Source organism: Williamsia sp. 1138 (assembly GCF_002095435.2).
In the GTDB taxonomy this organism is placed as follows: Bacteria; Actinomycetota; Actinomycetes; order Mycobacteriales; family Mycobacteriaceae; genus Williamsia.
Map to the genome: position 1 here is coordinate 15,309 of NZ_MJEJ02000043.1, position 18,653 is coordinate 33,961.

Consider the following 18,653-nt stretch of genomic DNA (forward strand, 5'->3'; position numbering starts at 1 on the left):
CGAATCGCACAGCAGGAGGTGGTGAGATGGCAGAAGAGACTCCCGGAGCTCTCACGCAGACCTCTGGTGGCGAGACCGTCGACTCCGGTACGACATCGGCGCCGGCGGGTGAGCCCGGCAAGAGTACCGCCGGGTCGGTCCCCACGTCGGCCTCCCGCCGGGTGCGGGCCCGCCTGGCACGGCGGATGACCGCGACCAAGAGTTCGATCCGGCCGGTTCTGGAACCTCTCGTGGCCCTGCACCGCGACGGCTATCCGAAGGCGGACGTCACCGTTCTGCAGCGCGCCTACGACACCGCGGAGTCGAAGCACAACGGGCAGTTCCGCAAATCCGGTGATCCGTACATCACCCATCCGCTGGCCGTGGCGACGATCCTCGCCGATCTCGGCATGGACACCACCACGCTGGTCGCAGCATTGCTCCATGACACCGTGGAGGACACCGGGTACTCCCTCGAAGCGTTGTCCGAGGATTTCGGGCAAGAAGTCGCGCATCTGGTCGACGGTGTCACCAAACTCGACAAGGTCGCGCTCGGGAACGCGGCGGAAGCCGAGACCATCCGCAAGATGATCATCGCGATGGCGCGCGACCCGCGGGTGCTGGTGATCAAGGTCGCCGACCGGCTGCACAACATGCGGACCATGCGGTTCCTGCCGCCCGAGAAGCAGGCGCGCAAGGCGCGCGAGACCCTCGAGGTCATCGCACCGTTGGCGCACCGGCTGGGAATGGCGACGGTCAAATGGGAGCTGGAAGACCTCGCGTTCGCGATCCTGCATCCGAAACGGTACGAAGAGATAGTCCGTCTTGTCGCCGACCGGGCGCCCTCGCGCGACACGTACCTGGCTCGGGTGCGCGCCGATATCGTCAACGCGCTCACCGGTTCCCGGATCGATGCGACGGTGGAGGGCAGGCCGAAACACTACTGGTCGATCTACCAGAAGATGATCGTCAAGGGACGCGAGTTCGACGACATCCACGACCTCGTCGGCATGCGTATCCTCTGCGACGACCTGCGTGACTGCTATGCCGCTGTGGGCGTGGTGCATTCGCTCTGGCAGCCGATGGCGGGCCGGTTCAAGGACTACATCGCCCAGCCGCGGTTCGGTGTCTACCAGTCCCTGCACACCACGGTCATCGGACCCGAAGGCAAGCCGCTCGAGGTCCAGATCCGTACGCGCGACATGCACCGGACCGCTGAGTTCGGTATCGCTGCGCATTGGCGGTACAAGGAAACCCGAGGAAAGAACTCGGACAAGCATTCCTCCGATGCGGCCGAGATCGACGACATGGCATGGATGCGTCAACTGCTCGACTGGCAAAGGGAGGCAGCCGATCCCGGCGAGTTCTTGGAGTCTTTGCGCTACGACCTCGCGGTCAAGGAGATTTTCGTGTTCACCCCGAAGGGCGACGTGATCACGCTGCCGACGGGGTCGACGCCGGTGGACTTTGCCTACGCGGTGCACACCGAGGTCGGGCACAGATGCATCGGCGCTCGAGTCAACGGACGTCTCGTGGCCCTCGAGCGCACCCTCGAGAACGGCGAGGTCGTGGAGGTCTTCACGTCGAAGGCCGCAACGGCAGGACCTTCTCGAGACTGGGCGACCTTCGTGGTCAGTCCGCGCGCCAAGGCGAAGATAAGGCAGTGGTTCGCAAAGGAGCGTCGCGAGGAAGCCCTCGAGAGTGGCAAGGATGCGATCGCCAAAGAGGTTCGCAGGGGCGGGCTTCCGATCCAGCGGTTGCTGAACAGCGATTCGATGGGCGCCATCGCCAACGAACTGCGGTTCGTGGACGTTTCTGCGCTCTACACAGCAGTCGGCGAAGGCCACGTATCGGCGCGCCACGTCGTCAGCAGGCTGGTGGCCCAACTCGGTGGACTCGAGGACGCCGAGGAGGAACTCGCCGAGCGGTCGACGCCGTCGACGATGCCCTCTCCTGCACGGCAGACCGGTGATGCAGGCGTCGTGATTCCCGGCGCCGAGGGCGTGCTGGCGAAGCTGGCCAAGTGCTGCACACCTGTACCCGGCGACGAGATCATGGGTTTCGTCACCCGCGGGGGCGGCGTGAGTGTGCACCGCACCGACTGCACCAATGCCAGTGCGCTGCGAGAACAGTCCGAACGTCTCATCGAGGTGAAGTGGGCGCCATCTCCGTCCTCGGTGTTCCTGGTAGCCATCCAGGTCGAGGCGCTCGACCGCTCGCGCCTGCTCTCGGACGTGACCCGAGTGCTCGCCGACGAGCGCGTCAACATCCTGTCGGCGTCGGTCACCACCAGTCGCGACCGGGTGGCGATCAGCAAGTTCACCTTCGAGATGGGCGACCCCAAACACCTCGGTCACGTGCTGAACGTGGTGCGCAACGTGGAAGGCGTCTACGACGTCTACCGAGTCACCTCGGCCGCCTGATCTCCAGCCGGCCGAGGCACTCGGTCAATTCGTGATGGTGGCGGTGGTGATCTCCACCGGCAGAACTGGTTTGCCGTCGGTGGGGTTCTCGTCGAGTGATCCGGTCTGCTGGTTCGGACGCAGCCCCGGCGTGATGCCACCTGCGAGCACCTTGTCCAAGACCTGCAGTCCGGGCTCTTCGACCTTGCCGATGACGGTGTAGTCCGCCGGTAGGACGCCGTCCTGGATCACCATGAAGAACTGGCTTCCACCGGTGCCTGCTCCGGTTTCCTGGTTCTTGCCGCTGTTGGCGACCGCAATCGTGCCGCGTGGGTAGGTCACCGGCTGCGCGCCGGACGTCGGATCGGGTTCACCGGCGGGAGCGAATCCGGTCGGCGGCTCGTCGGGACTCTGCCAGCCGGGACCACCGCGGCCTGTTGCCGTCGGGTCGCCGCACTGCAGCACCTTGAGCTGATCGTTGGTCAGCCGGTGGCAGGAGGTGTCATTGAAGTAGTTCTCTTTGATGAGCCCTTCGAACGCACCGACGTTGCAGGGGGCGTCCTTCCGGTTCAGTTGCACGGGGATGTCGCCTTGGCTCGTGGCGAAGACGGCGTCGACCGTGCCTTCTTTGAGCTGCTTGTCCCCGGGGATGGGCGCTTTGCGCTGCTTGGGCGCACCGGCTTTGAGTTCGTCGAGGAACTGCTGAAACTTGGGCTGCTGATCTGCCGGCACCTCGGCCGGAACGGTGTCCGGCAGGCCCGCGAAAGGATCGGTCGGGTCGTCGACGAAGCTGCACGCCGTCCAGCGCGCCTTCTCGTTGTCGTCGGCGACCTTCTTGACGATGAGTGTCGTGGCCACCGCGGCGACTGCCACCACCAGTACGACCGAGGTGGAGATGATGATGATCTTGCGCTTGCGCGCAGCCTGCTGCTGCCGCTCCAACCGCTTCTCCAGCTTGCGTTTAGCCGCCTGCCGTCGTTGCTCGTTGCTCGACACTGCAGAGATCCTCCGTCGAAGTCGTCGTGTGATGCACAGCCCCGCCTGCCGGGACATCCGGTGCGAGTCTGCCAGCAGTTGCTGAGAGCACGTTATATGAGTGGGACGCTGGCGCGCCGTGGACCACTGTCCCGGCCGGGGCCCAGGCGGTTTGAGGTCGCTGGGATGATGGTCGTACACGTTCCCCGACCGAGGAGTACAGACCATGCTGATCACGGGCTTTCCCGCGGGCATGTTCGCCACCAACTGCTATGTGGTGGCGCAACACCCCGGTTCCGATGCGATCATCATCGATCCAGGTCAGGATGCGGCCCCCGGCGTTCGCAAGCTGCTCGCAGAACATGATCTGAACCCGGTGGCGGTTCTGCTCACCCACGGTCACCTCGACCACACCTGGAATGCCACCGAGTTGTGCGACGAATACGGGATACCGGCATTCATCCATCCGGCTGACAGGCACATGCTCGCCGATCCGGCTGCCGGCATCGGCCGGGCCCTCGGCGCGATGATCGGCGACACCGTGTTCCGGGAGCCCGACAAGGTGATCGACCTCGTCGACCGCGAAGACCTCGAGGTCGCAGGCCTGACATTCTCGGTGGATCTGGCTCCGGGCCACACACAGGGGTCGGTGTTGTTCGGAATCGCGGTCGACACCCCGGACGGACAGGTACCCGTTTGCTTCTCCGGCGACGTCTTGTTCGCGGGATCGATAGGTCGTACCGACCTGCCGGGAGGCGACCATCAGCAACTGCTCACCTCGATTGCCGAGCGGATGCTGCCATTGTCCGACGAGACCGTGGTACTACCCGGTCACGGTGAACAGACCAGCATCGGCCAGGAGCGGGCCTCCAACCCGTTTTTGGTCGATCTGCCCGGTGCCGGGCAGGATGGGACGACACATGATCGTCAGAAGGGACGTCACGGACTGTGAATGCCGGATTTCAGGCTCCGCGGGGGATTCCCGACTACCTCCCACCGCAGTCCGCGCAGTTCGTGGCCGTCAGGGACACATTGTCGCGGGCAGCACGGCTGGCCGGCTACTCCCACGTCGAATTGCCGATCTTCGAGGACACCGCGCTCTTCGCACGCGGGGTCGGGGAGTCCACCGACGTGGTGTCGAAAGAGATGTACACCTTCGCCGATCGCGGCGACCGGTCGGTCACCCTGCGTCCGGAGGGAACCGCCGGTGTGATGCGGGCGGTCATCCAGCACGGTCTCGACCGCGGACAACTGCCGGTCAAACTGTCGTATGCCGGGCCGTTCTTCCGATACGAGAAGCCACAGACCGGCCGCTACCGACAATTGCAGCAGGTCGGTGTCGAGGCCATCGGTATCGACGACCCCGCCCTGGACGCCGAGGTGATCGCGATCGCCGACGAAGGATTTCGGGCGCTCGGCCTGACGGGTTACCGACTGGAGATCACTTCACTCGGCGACGACACATGCCGCCCGCAGTATCGAGAAGCGTTGCAGCAGTATCTTTTCGGGCTGGATCTCGATGAGGAGACCAGGCGTCGGGCGGAGATCAACCCGTTGCGCGTCCTCGATGACAAGCGTCCCCACATCCGGGAGGCGACATCAGGTGCACCACTGATGATCGACTACTTGTCCGATTCCGCGCGCGAGCATTACGACGCGGTGATCGTTCATCTTGATCGTCTCGGAGTTCCGTACGAGAAGAACCCGCGGCTGGTGCGCGGGCTCGACTACTACACGAAGACGACCTTCGAGTTCGTCCACGACGGGCTCGGCGCTCAGTCCGGAATCGGTGGCGGTGGCCGCTACGACGGACTGATGAAGCAACTCGGCGGAAAACTGGAGTTGTCGGGTATCGGTTATGGGCTCGGTGTGGATCGCACGGTGCTGGCATTGGAGGCCGAGGGCCTGGCCGCGGCGAGCGATGCGCGGTGCGAGGTCTTCGGCGTGCCGATGGGTGAAGCGGCGAAGAACGAGCTGGTCGCGGTGGCAGGACGATTGCGCGCCAGTGGCGTTCGCGTCGACATCGCCTACGGAGGCCGCGGTCTCAAGGGTGCGATGAAGGCCGCCGACCGATCCGGGGCGCGGTTCGCATTGGTGCTCGGCGACAACGAGATCGACGCAGGTGAGGTCGAGGTCAAAGATCTCGGCAACGGAGAGCAACAGCGAATCAGGCTCGAAGACGTGGTGGCGCACATCAGTTCGCGATTGGCGTCGGAAACGTGAACCGGCGGATCCGACTGTGGTGGTCCGCACTCGCGCTGAGTGTGGTGATCATGGCCGGATCCGTGGCCTGCACGTTCACCGTCAGCGGTGATCCCACTCCCGCTCCTGCGACCGGCCGGACGTGGGGGAGCCAGGCCCACACCCCGACGTTCCCGGTCGCCGAGAACCCGCCCGAATAACCGTCGATCCGACCGGCGGGGCGGGCAGCGTGAGGATCAGCCGAGCTCGGCTTTCAGGACATCGAGGCTGACGCCGCCGAGCGCCAGCGCTTTGCTGTGGAAGTCCTTGAGCGAGTGCGTCGGATTGGTGCGGGCGTACGAGTCGCGGGCCTGCTGCCACACCCGTTGGCCGAGCGCGTAGGACGGCGCCTGTCCGGGCCAGCCGAGATAGCGGTTGAGTTCGAACCTGAGCACGGTGCGGTCCATCGCCACCGCGGCGGTGAGGAAGGCCCAGGCTTTCTCGGCGTCCCAGATGCCGCCGCCCACCGATTCCGGTGCCCGTAGACCACAGTGCACTCCGATGTCGACCACGACTCGTGCGGCCCGAAGTCGTTGAGAATCAAGCATTCCCATACGGTCGCCGGGATCATCGAGCCAGCCGAGCTCGCCCATGAGCCGCTCGGCGTAGAGCGCCCAGCCCTCCCCGTGGCCGGAGGTGAACGAGGCGAGCTTGCGCCATCGGTTCAGTTCAGGACTGACCATCGCGGACCCGAGCTGCAGGTGATGGCCGGGGACACCCTCGTGGAAGACGGTGGTCGTCTCCTGCCACGTGTGGAAGACATTTTGCTGCGGAGGAACCGACCACCACATCCGCCCTGGCCGAGACAGGTTCTCGCTGGGCATCGTGTAGTAGATGATCCCCGTCGCAGCCGGCGCGAGCCGGCACTCGAGTGCGGTCAGTTCTGCCGGGATGTCGAAGTGGACCTTCCCGACTTCGGCGGTCGCACGGTCGGAGAGGTCTTGCATCCAGGCGACGAAGGCGTTGCGATCGGTCATCTGGTAGCGCGGATCGGCATTCAGGGTTGCCAGCGCACCGGCAACCCCTTCTCCGGGAGCGATCTGCTCGGCGAGCATCTCCTGCTCTGCCACAATCGAATCGAGGAGCGCCAGCCCCCATTCGTACGCATCGTCGACGTCGATGTCGGTCCCGACGAACTCGGCCGAATGCAGTAGATAACGATCTCGGCCGACGGCATCGGTGTCCGTGGTGCGGGGAAGCACCTCATCGCGCAACACTGCTGCGAGTGTTGTCATCGCAGCGCCCACCCGGCCGCGCAGGTCGTCGAGGAGCTCGACCTGATCGGTGGATTCGATAGACGTCGCATTGCTGAAGATCGACGCGGTCGCAGTGTCGGCCTGCTCCGCAACAAGTCCGACCTGGCGGCTGGTCAGTGGCGGACCGGAATCGAGGCGGTACCGCAGGCCCTCGATGATCGATTCGACGCTGCCGGGGATCTGGGCGAGCCTGGCGAGGAAGACGGCCTGTTCGGCGGCGGTGGCCGTCGGCATCAGATCGAAGACGTCCCGGACCGACTGCAGCGGCGATTCGATGACGTTCACCTCACCGATACGCAGACCCGCATCGTCGACGGCGAGCGACCGACGGAGCTGATCACTCATGGTGGCCACGGTCACACGATCGACGTCGTCTGCCAACGGTTCACCTGCCAACGCTGCGAGCGCATCACCCCGAGCGGTGGCCCGGTCGGCCTCTCCAGCAGGGGAGAAGTCGGTCAGCAGATGATCGTGGCCGGTCACGCCGAGGTGCGTGGCCTCGATGGGGTTCAGGGCGCAGGAACGTTCGAGATATCCGTCGGCGATGCGGTCGACCCCGCCGGTCCCGCGCGTCACAGGCTGCTCGCCGCGAACGTGTCGCAGGAGTTCGGGTCACCGGCGCTGTAGCCGACGTTGAACCAGCGAACCCGCTGATCGGACGAACCGTGAGTCCAGCCTTCGGGGTTGGAGCTGTCGCCCTGTATGGCGTCGTCACCGATCGCCTTGGCAGTCTGGATGACGTCGTTGATCTGTTGCTGGGTGAGCGGTTCGAGCATCGCATCCGGACCCTTGTCCGCGTGGTAGGCCCAGACACCGGCCAGGCAGTCCGCCTGCAGTTCTATACGCACCGATCCCGAGGTCGGACCCGCGGCGCCCATGCGCTGACCCTTCTGCAGCGCGCCGGTCAGGTATTCGATGTGGTGGCCGTACTCGTGCGCGACGACGTACTCCTGCGCCAGCGGTCCGTCGCCGCCGCCGAGGCGATCGGTGAGAACGTCGAAGAAGGACGGATCGAAGTACGCGGTCTGGTCTCCGGGGCAGTAGAACGGGCCGACGTCCGAGGTGGCCGGCCCACACGCCGTGTCCACGTTGCCCTCGAAGATCTTGGTCTGCGGTGGCTCGTACCCGGGCATGATCTCGGCCCACACGTCGTCGAGGCTGTTCGTGGTCGCCACGATCCGGCAGACCGTGTCCTCGTTGGCTTTCTCGATGGTGCAGCTCTGGATCTGCTCGTCGATGGCCGACTGATCCTGCGACGACGTCGACGAAGTCGTGCTGTCGCTGCCGAGACCAAGTACACCGGGATCGAAGCCGAAGAGCGCGGCGACGATGACGATGATGAGCCCGGCGCCACCGCCGACGGCGAGCTTGCCACGACCACCGCCGCCCCCGGATACGTTGCTCGTGTCGAGTGGTCCGCCACCTCGGAAAGTCATTCGACCAGCATCCCACGAGCAGGGGCGTTCTCGGCTGAATGTCGTCGCCGTAGGATGTTGCACGATACGACTTCAGTCAGCTTCGAGAGGAACACTGTGCTGCGCACCCATTTCGCCGGATCACTGCGAGCCGAGAACGCCGGGCAAACGGTGACGTTGACCGGCTGGGTGTCGCGCCGACGCGACCACGGCGGGGTCATCTTCATCGACCTGCGCGACAGCTCCGGGCTCGCGCAGGTGGTCTTCCGCGACGAGGCCGTCGCGACGCCGGCGCACCGGTTGCGGGCCGAATACTGCGTCCAGGTGACGGGATTGGTCGAACAGCGCCCGGCCGGTAGCGAGAACGCGAACCTCGAGTCGGGCGACATCGAGGTCAATGCCACCGAACTCGTCGTCCTCAACGAGTCGGCCCCGCTACCTTTCCAGCTCGACGAGAATCCGGGTGAAGAGGCCCGGCTCAAGTACCGCTACCTCGACCTGCGCCGCGAAGGGCCCGGCAACGCCCTGCGCCTGCGGTCGAAGGTCAATCAGGCCGCCCGCAACGTCTTGCTGGACCACGACTTCATCGAGATCGAGACACCGACGCTGACGCGTTCGACGCCGGAAGGCGCCCGCGACTTCCTGGTGCCGGCACGCCTGCAGCCCGGCACGTTCTACGCCCTGCCGCAGAGCCCTCAGCTGTTCAAGCAGTTGCTGATGGTGGCGGGTATGGAGAGGTACTTCCAGATCGCGCGCTGCTATCGCGACGAGGATTTCCGTGCCGATCGCCAGCCGGAGTTCACCCAGCTCGACGTCGAGATGAGCTTTGTCGAGCAGGACGACGTGATCAAGGTCGCGGAAGAGATCCTGACCGCATTGTGGAAGTTGATCGGCGTCGAGATCACCACTCCGATCCCGCGGATCACCTACGCCGACGCGATGCGCCGGTTCGGAAGCGACAAGCCGGATCTGCGCTTCGGGCTCGAACTCGTCGAGTGCGCCGAGTACTTCAAGGACACCCCTTTCCGGGTCTTCCAGGCGCCCTACGTAGGCGCCGTGGTGATGCCGGGTGGGGCCGGCCAGCCGCGCAGGCAGCTCGACGCCTGGCAGGAGTGGGCCAAGCAGCGCGGCGCCAAGGGTCTCGCGTATGTCCTTGTCCAGGAAGACGGTTCGCTGGGCGGACCGGTTGCCAAGAACCTGTCGGAAGACGAGCGTGCCGGTCTGGTCGCGCACGTCGGCGCCGAACCCGGGGACTGCGTGTTCTTCGCTGCGGGGCCGGCCAAGGCCCAGCGGGCCCTGCTCGGCGCCGCTCGTGGAGAGATCGCCCAACGGCTCGGCCTGATCAACGACGGCGACTGGGCTTTCACCTGGGTCGTCGATGCCCCGCTGTTCGAACCGGCGGACGACGCCACCGCCAGCGGCGATGTGGCGGTGGGGTCGGGAGCGTGGACCGCGGTGCACCACGCCTTCACGTCACCGAAACCGGAATCGCTCGACGTGCTCGAGTCGGATCCGGGCGCGGCACTGGCGTACGCGTACGACATCGTCTGCAACGGAAACGAGATCGGCGGCGGGTCGATCCGTATCCACAAGCGTGAGGTCCAGGAGCTGGTCTTCAAGATCATGGGCATCAGCCCAGAGGAAGCGCAGGAGAAGTTCGGGTTCCTGCTCGATGCCTTCGCCTTCGGCGCGCCCCCGCACGGCGGCATCGCGTTCGGCTGGGACCGGATCACCGCCCTGCTGGCAGGCCAGCCGTCGATTCGCGACGTGATCGCCTTCCCGAAGTCCGGTGGCGGTGTCGACCCGCTGACCGACGCTCCGGCGGCGATCACCCCGGCCCAGCGCAAGGAATCCGGGATCGACGCCAAGCCTGCAGCCGCGAAGGAAACGGCGCCGAGAGAAAGTGCGGCAAAGCCCGCAGAGGCGGCGACCACCGGTACATAATCAGGCGTGCTGCATCTGCGGATCATCAGTCCGGACAAGCGGTCTGACGACGTGGTAGCAGCATTGCGGGAGTGCCTCGGTGTCACGCATGTGACGCGGGTGCCCGGCGCGGCACTCGAGCCGCCCGGTGACCTGATAGAGGCGGACGTCACGCGGGAAGCCGCGAACGAGCTGCTCAAGCAGCTTCGTGCGCTGGAACTGCCCACCGATGGCGCGATCGTGGTCGAACTGTTGGACACCGTCCTGTCGAATGCGGCCGAACAGGCCGAACGCGATGCCCCAGGCGGCGCTTCTGACGCGATCGTCTGGGACGAATTGGTCGAGCACACCAACGAGGACGCGACCCTCAGTGTCACGTTCCTGGCGTTTCTCTGCCTCGCCTGCCTGCTCGCAGCGGTCGGGGTGGTGACCGATTCGCCGGTGACCGTCGTCGGCGGCATGGTGGTCGGACCCGAGTTCGGGCCGTTGGCCGGGATCGCGGTGGCGATCGTGCGGCGCAGATTCTCTCTGGCCCGCCGATCGGTCCTGGCCCTCGCGGTCGGTTTCCCGCTGGCGATGGTGGTGACGGGGGCGGGAGCCCTGGTCGCCGAACGTCTGGGGTGGATCGCGATGAAGGACGTCACCACCGCGGACCAGCTCGACTTCATCTACCAGGTCGGACCCTTCTCCCTCGTGGTCGCGCTGCTGGCGGGCGCAGCCGGGATGCTCTCGCTCGTGTCGTCGAAATCAGCTGCGCTGGTGGGGGTTTTCATCTCGGTCACCACGGTGCCGGCCGCCGGATACGCCGTCGTTGCGGCGACGCTCGGACAATGGCGGGTGGCCGCAGAATCAACCGCGCAGCTGGTGATCAACCTCGTCGGTATCGTCGCCGCCGGGATCGCGGTCCTGCTGATCCACCGGGCCCACAGCCGTCGCACGACCCGCAAGGTCGAGTTCAGCAGGCACTAGCGCCTGCCGGTGCCGATCAGTGAGCCCGGCGTCATCGCCGAACTTGTGATGAACTTGCAGCCAGGGTTTTACCGGCGCATGGAGGTATTGGTCGTTGACCATCAAGGTGGCACTCGAACACCGGACCACGTACAACTTCGACAGGTTGACGAAGGTCTATCCGCATGTGCTGCGGCTGCGTCCGGCACCGCATTCACGCACTCCCATAGAGGCCTATTCGCTGAAGGTCGAGCCTGCTGAACACTTCATCAACTGGCAGCAGGACGCGTTCAGCAACTATCTTGCGCGACTGGTGTTCCCGGAGCCGACAAGTGTCCTGAGCTTCACCGTCGGCCTGGTGGCCGATCTGACCTCGATCAACCCCTTCGACTTCTTCATCGAAGAGTTCGCCGAGCACGTCGGATTCGCCTACCCCGAGGAGCTGCGGCGGGACCTCGAGGTCTACCTGCGGCCCGTGGACTCGGCGGGCGACGATCCGCTCGTGACCAAATGGGTAGAAGACCATCGGGTGACCGGCAAGACCAGGATCATCGACTACCTCGTCGCGCTCAACAGTGCGGTACGCGACGACGTCCGCTACACGGTGCGACTCGAAGCCGGTGTCCAGGAACCAGAGTTCACCCTCGACAGTGGCATCGGTTCATGCCGGGACTCGGCCTGGTTACTCGTCGCGATCCTGCGCAGGCTGGGCTTGGCCGCCCGTTTCGTCTCCGGGTATCTGGTCCAGCTCACCTCGGACATCAAGTCGATCGACGGCCCGTCCGGGCCCGATGCCGACTTCACCGACCTGCACGCGTGGACCGAGGTGTACCTGCCCGGCGCCGGCTGGGTGGGCATGGATCCGACGTCGGGTCTGTTCGCCGGAGAAGGCCACATCCCGCTGGCCGCGACACCTCACCCCGGCGCGGCGGCGCCGATCACGGGAGCCACCGGCAAATGTCATGCGGTGATGGACTTCTCGAACGAGGTCACCCGATTCCACGAGGACCCGCGGGTGACGCTGCCGTACACCGCCGACCAATGGGGCAAGATCGTCGACCTCGGCGGCGACCTCGATGCCCGGATGGCCGCCAGCGATGTCCGGCTGACCGTGGGTGGAGAGCCGACCTTCGTCTCGCTCGACAACCAGGTCGATCCGGAATGGACCACCGCTGCGGACGGTCCCCACAAGCGCTCGCTGGCGTCCGACCTCACGGATCGACTCAAGAAGATCTACGCACCGTCGGGCCTGGTGCAGCGGGGGCAGGGCAAGTGGTATCCCGGCGAGCCGCTGCCGCGCTGGCAGATCGACCTGATCTGGCGCGCGGACGGCAAAGCCCTGTGGAGCAATCCGGACCTCTTGGACGATCCGTGGCCGACGAAGGCCGCCGCGCAGACGACCATCGATTGGCAGTCTCCGGGCGGACTGGGACCGTCGGATCCGGCGACGGCGAAGTCGCCCAAGGCATTCATCGAAGCCCTGGCACGACGATTGCGACTGCCTGATTCGCAGGTCGTGCCAGCTTACGAGGACCCGCTGCTGCGATTGGCCGAACTGGTCCGCCTACCGGTCGGGGTGCCGCCGGAGGCGGAGGCGGAGGCGACCGCGGCCGTCGAGAAGGACATCGATCCCGAGACAGACACCGACGATCGGCGTCGGCAGCTCCTGGCCGAACTCGATTCGTCGGTCAGTACACCCACGGCGTACCTGTTGCCGATCAGCCGTGCCCCGCGCGGGACCGGCTGGGTCAGCTCGCTGTGGCGTACCCGTCGTGGGCGACTCGTCCTGAGTCCGGGTAATTCCCCCGCCGGGCTTCGACTGCCGCTCAGTGCCCTCTTCTGGGAGGGGCAACCGCAGTTCTTCCAGGCCGACCCCACAGCCTTCGACATCGAGCCTTTGCCGGACCTGACAGTGTTGCCGGAGTTCCCTGCACCGCCGGAAGCGACCGACCCGGCGGCCCAGGAGTCGGACGAACCGGACGCCGCTGCTCCTAAGGCGCCGCCGACCGGGATGGCCGGCGAAATCCTGCCGCGCCCGCGTCCCGGGACATCGTCGACGCCCGAGGGCACACGCGGAGACGGCGAGCCCCTGTGGATCACCCCGGAGATGCAGATCGAACGGGCCAGGGCTGCGGCGGTGCGGGCCGCGCAGGAGGCACAGGATGCTGCCGCTGCCGAAGAGGCCGCTCGTGAGCAGGAGTCGCAGGCCGGTACCGTGGATCGGTCCACCGAGACCGGGTCTCCGGCGGACCTCGTAGACCCCAGTGGGCGTGCGGTGACCGCGCTGGTCGCGGAAGAACGTGGCGGGGTGCTCTACGTGTTCTTGCCACCGACCGAGACCGGAGATGATTTCGCGGAGTTGCTGAACCTGGTCGAGCGCAGCGCGGCCGAGATCGGGAAACCTGTCGTCGTCGAGGGTTACGGCCCGCCCGCGGATCCACGTCTGACCTCCATGACAGTCACCCCTGACCCAGGGGTGATCGAGGTGAACATCCAGCCGACCTCGTCGTTTTCCGAACAATCACAGCTCCTCGAGACCCTGTACGACCAGGCCCGGCGGGTTCGGCTCGGCACCGAGTCGTTCGACCTCGACGGCAGCCACGGTGGGACCGGTGGCGGCAACCACATCACGCTCGGTGGTATCCGCCCGGCCGAGTCTCCGATGCTGCGGCGTCCGGATCTGCTCGTCTCCATGCTCACCTACTGGCAGTTGCATCCGTCGCTGTCGTACCTGTTCTCCGGGCGGTTCATCGGCACCACCTCACAGGCACCGCGCGCCGACGAGGGGCGCGAGAGTGCGCTCTACGAACTCGAGATCGCGTTCGCCGAGATCGACCGGATCTCCGAGGAGATCCAGGCGGGCGCCACCGGATACCACCTGCCGTGGGTGACCGACCGAGCGCTGCGCCACCTGCTCACGGACATCACGGGCAACACGCACCGGGCCGAGTTCTGCATCGACAAGCTGTACAGTCCCGACTCCACCCGCGGCAGGCTCGGGCTGCTGGAATTGCGCGGCTTCGAGATGCCGCCGCACCACCAGATGGCCATGGTGCAGTCGCTACTGGTCCGCAGTCTCGTCTCGTGGTTCTGGGACGACCCGTACCGGGCGCGGCTGCAACGTCACGGCGCCGACCTACACGGACGACACCTGTTGCCGCATTACGTGATCGACGACATCGCGAACGTGGCCGAGGATCTCCGTGAGGCCGGATACGACTTCGACACCGCCTGGCTCGCGCCGTTCACCGAGTTCCGCTTTCCGCGCCTGGGAACCGTCCACATCCGCGACGTCGAGATCGAGTTACGTGGCGCGATCGAGCCATGGAACGTCCTCGGCGAGGAGTCGACCGCCGGTGGTACCTCCCGCTACGTCGACTCTTCGATCGAGCGGGTGCAGGTGCGCGTGCTCGGCGGCGACAACAACCGGTTCATCCTCACCTGCAACGGGGTCCCCGTTCCGCTGACCGGTACCGGTCGGGCGGGGGAGTCGGTGGCCGGGATCAGGTTCCGGGCGTGGCAGCCTCCGAGTGCGCTCCACCCCACGATCACCATCGACACCCCGCTCGTGTTCGACCTCGTCGACACACACAACGGTCGCTCGGTCGGCGGTGCCAAGTACCACGTCGTCCATCCAGGGGGCCGGGCGTACGAGCGCCCGCCGGTCAACGCGGTGGAGGCCGAGTCACGTCGCAACGGCCGGTTCGAGGCCTCCGGTCACCGGGCCGACGCCGTGGACACGGCCAAGCTGCGCGAATTCGCTGCCCGACTCGCGACCGATTCCTGCGTACCGATGATTCTCGACCTACGGCGAGCACGTACAGTCCTTCGGTGACATCGCCCAGGGTTGAACCCACCGGAATTCTGGACCGATATCGGTCTGACCGGTTCGGATTGTTCGATCTGGCCGCCATGCCGCGCAACGCGGACGCGACGTCCGCGGGCACCGTGACCGCACCGCCGACCGGCACCTTCGACGAACTGCTCGACGGGGCCGGGGCGTTGCGTGGCCAATGGGCCGATCTGATCGAAGGTTACGAACGCCTCGGCGACGAGGGCTTGCGTCAGGCCGACCGCCGCGTGCGGACACTCGTCGACGACGACGGGATCACCTACAACGCTCCGGCCGGATCCGGGACTCAGCAGCGACGGTGGCAACTCGACTGCGTACCACTTCTCATCGACGGCGCGCAGTGGCAGGAACTGGAGAAGGCGATCGCGCAGCGCGCACGGGTCCTCGACGCGCTGCTCTCTGACATCTATTCGGATCAGCGAACCCTGACGGCGGGGATCTTGCCGCCCGAGATGGTCTACGGACATCCGGGCTACATCCGGAAAGCGGCCCGGTTTCCTCAGACGCAGAGGCACAGTCTGTTCCTGCACGCCTGCGACATCGGCCGTGCGTCCGATGGCGACTACCTCGCCTTCGCCGACCGGGCGCAGGCGCCGTCCGGTATCGGTTACGCGATCGCTGATCGCCGCCTGATGTCGCGCGCGTTCCCGCGCCTGTTCCAACGCTGCGTCCCGCGACCGACGGCCGCGTTCGCCGCCACGCTGCGACTGGCATTGTTCGAGTACGCACCGCAAGGTATCGAGGACCCCACCGTGGCCGTGCTCACCCCGGGCTCGTTGTCGGAGACGGCGTTCGATCAGGCGTACCTTGCGTCGATACTCGGGTTTCCCCTGGTGGAGGCGGCCGACCTGGTGGTCCGCGACGGGGCTGTCTACATGCGCTCGCTCGGCAAGTTCAAACGCCTCGACGTCATCCTGCGCCGCGTGGACTCGAGCTACTCCGATCCGCTCGATCTGCGGACCGACTCGAGGCTCGGCGTCACCGGACTGGTCGAAGCGATCTCACGGGGCGCGGTCACGGTCGTCAACACCCTGGGCAGCGCTGTGGTGGAGAATCCCGCCCTGAACACCGTCCTCGCGGCGGCGAGCCGGTTTCTGCTCGACGAGACCCTGCTGCTGAACTCGGTCGAAACCTATTGGGCCGGCGACAATCTGCAGCGCTCGAAGCTGGTGGCAGAGCTGTCGGACATGACGTTGACGAACTTCCGGACCGGCGAGGAGTCACTGGGGCCGGAGCTGTCCGGCGGAGACCGCTCAGCCCTCGTCGCCCGCATCGAGGCCGAGCCGTGGCAATGGGTCGGGCGGCGACTGACGCCGTTCTCGGTGGCCCCGTCGACGACTCCGGGACCGTATCGGCCTACCGCGCTCGGCTCGCCGCTGCGACCGGCACCGGTCGGTATCCGGACGTTCAGCGTCGCCCAGGGATCGGGCTACGCGGTGATGCCCGGTGGTCTCGGTCATGTCCTGGCCGACGGACCCGCCGGATCGGCGATGACGACCATTGCGGGCAAGGACGTCTGGGTGACGACGGTGGAGCCGTCGAGTACTCAGGCCCGGGTGCCCGAATCGCCGGACCGGCCCGTGCGGGACGCGGCGATCGAAGGGGGCGGCAATTCCTCTGCGGCGTATCGCGGTTCCGATGCGCCCGTGGTCAGTTCGCCCCGCGTGTTGTCGGATCTGTTCTGGTTCGGCCGTTACGGCGAACGCGCCGAGCTGACGACGCGGATGGTCAGGGTCGCGCGTGAGCGTTACGAGGATTACCGCTACCGGCCGTGGATGACCGGGACGGCGTCCATACCCCTGTTCCTTGCCGCGGTCGCGACGACCACCGGAACGGGCGGAATCGTCAGGGGTGCCAAGAACATCGGTGATGACTCCGGTGAGGGCGCTCCGGAGCCGGACGAGGTCCAGGCGGCGACGCTCCGCCTGCGCGCCATGACCAGTGCGCGCCGGTCCCCGGGGTCTGTGGCATTTGCGGTGGACCGCATGCAGCAACTCGCCAGGGCGGTGCGGGACCAGCTCTCGACGAGTACCTGGATGGTGCTGGGCGCGGTCGACCGCGCACTCACCGAGCTCGGACCGTACCCCGCACTCGAACCCGAAGCCGACGAACCGGATCTGGACGGATCAGGTCTGGGCCGGGCGCAAGACGACATCCTGCACGGATTGCTGGCATTGGCCGGGCTGCAGGCCGAATCGATGGTCCACGACGCCGGCTGGCTGTTCATGGACATCGGCCGCCGGATCGAGCGCGCTCAGGTGCTCGCCGCGCTCACTGCGGCCGTCTTGGTGACGCAGCGCGACGCGGACACCGAACAGGGACTGCTCGAGGCATATCTGGTGGCCAACGAATCAGCGATCATCTATCGGCGGCGCAACCGCGGGATCGTCCGGCTGGGATCGGTCGCGGCGCTCATGCTCTTCGACGAGGGAAATCCGCGAGCGATGATCTACCAGTTGGCCACCTTGCGCGACGATCTGATGTCGTTGCCTGCCGACGTCCGTTCTGCCGCTGCCGAACGTGTCGCCGAGGACCTGGTCTCCGAACTGCGTCGCGTCGACCCGGTCGACCTCGCAGCCATCGGTGCCGGCGGCAGGCGGGTCGAACTCGACGAACTGATGCGCACGCTGAACTCGGGTCTGCGGGAGATCTCGGACGTGTTGGGGCGCACCCGTTTCGCTTACCCCGTGGAGATGCAGCCGCTGTGGGGAGCGGGATCGGAGGTGCGACTGTGAACGAGGAGAACGGTCGGTCGCAGCAGCCTGCTACCCGCCGCTACCGGGTCACCCACCGCACGAGGTACGACTACGACAACGTGGTGTCGAGTTCGTACGGTCGCGCGTATCTGCAGCCCCGTGATCTGCCCGGGCAGCGGGTGCTGACCAGCGAGATCGAGATCGACCCGGAACCGTCCGACCGGTCGACCGGAGTGGACATCTACGGCAACTCCGACAGTTACTTCCACGTCCGCACACCCCACCGTCGCCTCGAGGTCACCGGCATGTCCACGGTGGAGGTCGATCCGGCAGACCGCGGGCTGCTGGACTCACCGGCCGCGCGCGGTCCGTGGGAAGACGCCCGGCCCCTCGGCCCGGCGTCGGCTCGGGCGGTCGAATTCCGGCTGGACCTGTTCCCTCCGGAGATCAGCCCCTCCGTACGCGACTACGCCGCGGCGATCTTCACCCCCGGCGCGCCTCTCATCGATGTGGTGATCGAACTGACCCGACGGATCTTTCGTGACTTCACCTATCGATCGGGCTCGACCCAGATCAGCACCCGGGTCGAGACCGTCCTGGACCGTCGGGAAGGGGTCTGCCAGGATTTCGCCCGGGTGGCGATCGCCTGTCTGCGGTCGCAGGGTCTCGCTGCCCGCTATGTGTCCGGATACCTCGCCACGGACCCACCGCCGGGAAAGGAACGGATCTTCGGTGCGGATGCGTCCCATGCCTGGGCGGCGGTGTGGCTGCCGGGGGACCGGTGGATCGCCTTCGACCCGACCAACGACACCCTGGTCGGCGAACGGCACGTCACCGTCGCGTGGGGACGCGACTACGAGGATGTACCGCCGCTGCGAGGTGTGATCTACACCGAATCCCGCAGGAGCAAAATCGATGTCTCGGTGGATGTCTCCCCGGTTCCCTGACACGAGTTGCCTTATCGA

12 protein-coding genes are annotated in these 18,653 nt (G+C 66.3%); 9 read left to right on the forward strand and 3 right to left on the reverse strand.

What is annotated here, in order from left to right; translation table 11 throughout:
* Positions 1–26 precede the first annotated feature (26 nt).
* Positions 27–2,402 (forward strand): RelA/SpoT family protein, encoded by a 2,376-nt coding sequence (locus BH683_RS13645; RefSeq protein WP_084836813.1) that lies wholly within the window; start codon positions 27–29, stop codon positions 2,400–2,402.
* A gap of 24 nt (positions 2,403–2,426) precedes the next feature.
* Here BH683_RS13645 and BH683_RS13650 read toward each other — a convergent pair whose 3' ends face one another.
* A complete protein-coding gene (locus BH683_RS13650; protein ID WP_084836814.1) occupies positions 2,427–3,377 on the reverse strand; it encodes a peptidylprolyl isomerase in 951 nt (316 codons plus the stop codon).
* A gap of 205 nt (positions 3,378–3,582) precedes the next feature.
* Here BH683_RS13650 and BH683_RS13655 point away from each other — a divergent pair, with 205 nt between their 5' ends.
* The 3 genes from BH683_RS13655 to BH683_RS13665 are packed head-to-tail and all read left to right on the forward strand — an operon-like array spanning position 3,583 to position 5,758.
* Positions 3,583–4,308 carry an MBL fold metallo-hydrolase gene (locus tag BH683_RS13655; protein WP_084836815.1) on the forward strand — a complete coding sequence of 242 codons (726 nt, stop codon included), beginning with the start codon at positions 3,583–3,585 and terminating at the stop codon, positions 4,306–4,308.
* Entirely contained in the window at positions 4,305–5,579 is a 1,275-nt protein-coding gene (gene hisS / locus BH683_RS13660; RefSeq protein WP_084836816.1) for a histidine--tRNA ligase, read from the forward strand. Before BH683_RS13655 ends, hisS begins: the two co-directional genes overlap by 4 nt.
* Positions 5,576–5,758, forward strand: coding sequence for a hypothetical protein (locus BH683_RS13665; RefSeq protein ID WP_084836817.1), 183 nt, complete (start codon positions 5,576–5,578; stop codon positions 5,756–5,758). The genes hisS and BH683_RS13665 overlap by 4 nt, the downstream gene beginning before the upstream one ends.
* Positions 5,759–5,794: 36 nt before the next feature.
* Here BH683_RS13665 and BH683_RS13670 read toward each other — a convergent pair whose 3' ends face one another.
* Positions 5,795–7,429 carry a DUF885 domain-containing protein gene (locus BH683_RS13670; RefSeq protein ID WP_084836818.1) on the reverse strand — a complete coding sequence of 545 codons (1,635 nt, stop codon included), beginning with the start codon at positions 7,427–7,429 and terminating at the stop codon, positions 5,795–5,797.
* Entirely contained in the window at positions 7,426–8,289 is an 864-nt protein-coding gene (locus BH683_RS13675; protein ID WP_084836819.1) for a neutral zinc metallopeptidase, read from the reverse strand. Before BH683_RS13675 ends, BH683_RS13670 begins: the two co-directional genes overlap by 4 nt.
* Before the next feature lie 96 nt (positions 8,290–8,385).
* Here BH683_RS13675 and aspS point away from each other — a divergent pair, with 96 nt between their 5' ends.
* From aspS to BH683_RS13700, 5 genes are all read left to right on the forward strand, one after another.
* Positions 8,386–10,212 (forward strand): aspartate--tRNA ligase, encoded by a 1,827-nt coding sequence (aspS, locus tag BH683_RS13680; RefSeq protein ID WP_084836820.1) that lies wholly within the window; start codon positions 8,386–8,388, stop codon positions 10,210–10,212.
* 6 nt (positions 10,213–10,218) lie between these two features.
* Positions 10,219–11,160 carry a DUF389 domain-containing protein gene (locus tag BH683_RS13685; protein WP_084836821.1) on the forward strand — a complete coding sequence of 314 codons (942 nt, stop codon included), beginning with the start codon at positions 10,219–10,221 and terminating at the stop codon, positions 11,158–11,160.
* 94 nt (positions 11,161–11,254) lie between these two features.
* Positions 11,255–14,974, forward strand: coding sequence for a transglutaminase family protein (locus BH683_RS13690; RefSeq protein ID WP_084836822.1), 3,720 nt, complete (start codon positions 11,255–11,257; stop codon positions 14,972–14,974).
* Between the two features lie 77 nt (positions 14,975–15,051).
* Complete coding sequence (locus BH683_RS13695) at positions 15,052–17,727, forward strand: circularly permuted type 2 ATP-grasp protein (protein ID WP_084836943.1); 2,676 nt, start codon at positions 15,052–15,054, stop codon at positions 17,725–17,727.
* Positions 17,724–18,635: a transglutaminase family protein gene (locus BH683_RS13700; protein ID WP_084836823.1), complete on the forward strand. Its 912-nt coding sequence runs from the start codon at positions 17,724–17,726 to the stop codon at positions 18,633–18,635. The genes BH683_RS13695 and BH683_RS13700 overlap by 4 nt, the downstream gene beginning before the upstream one ends.
* Positions 18,636–18,653: the final 18 nt, after the last annotated feature.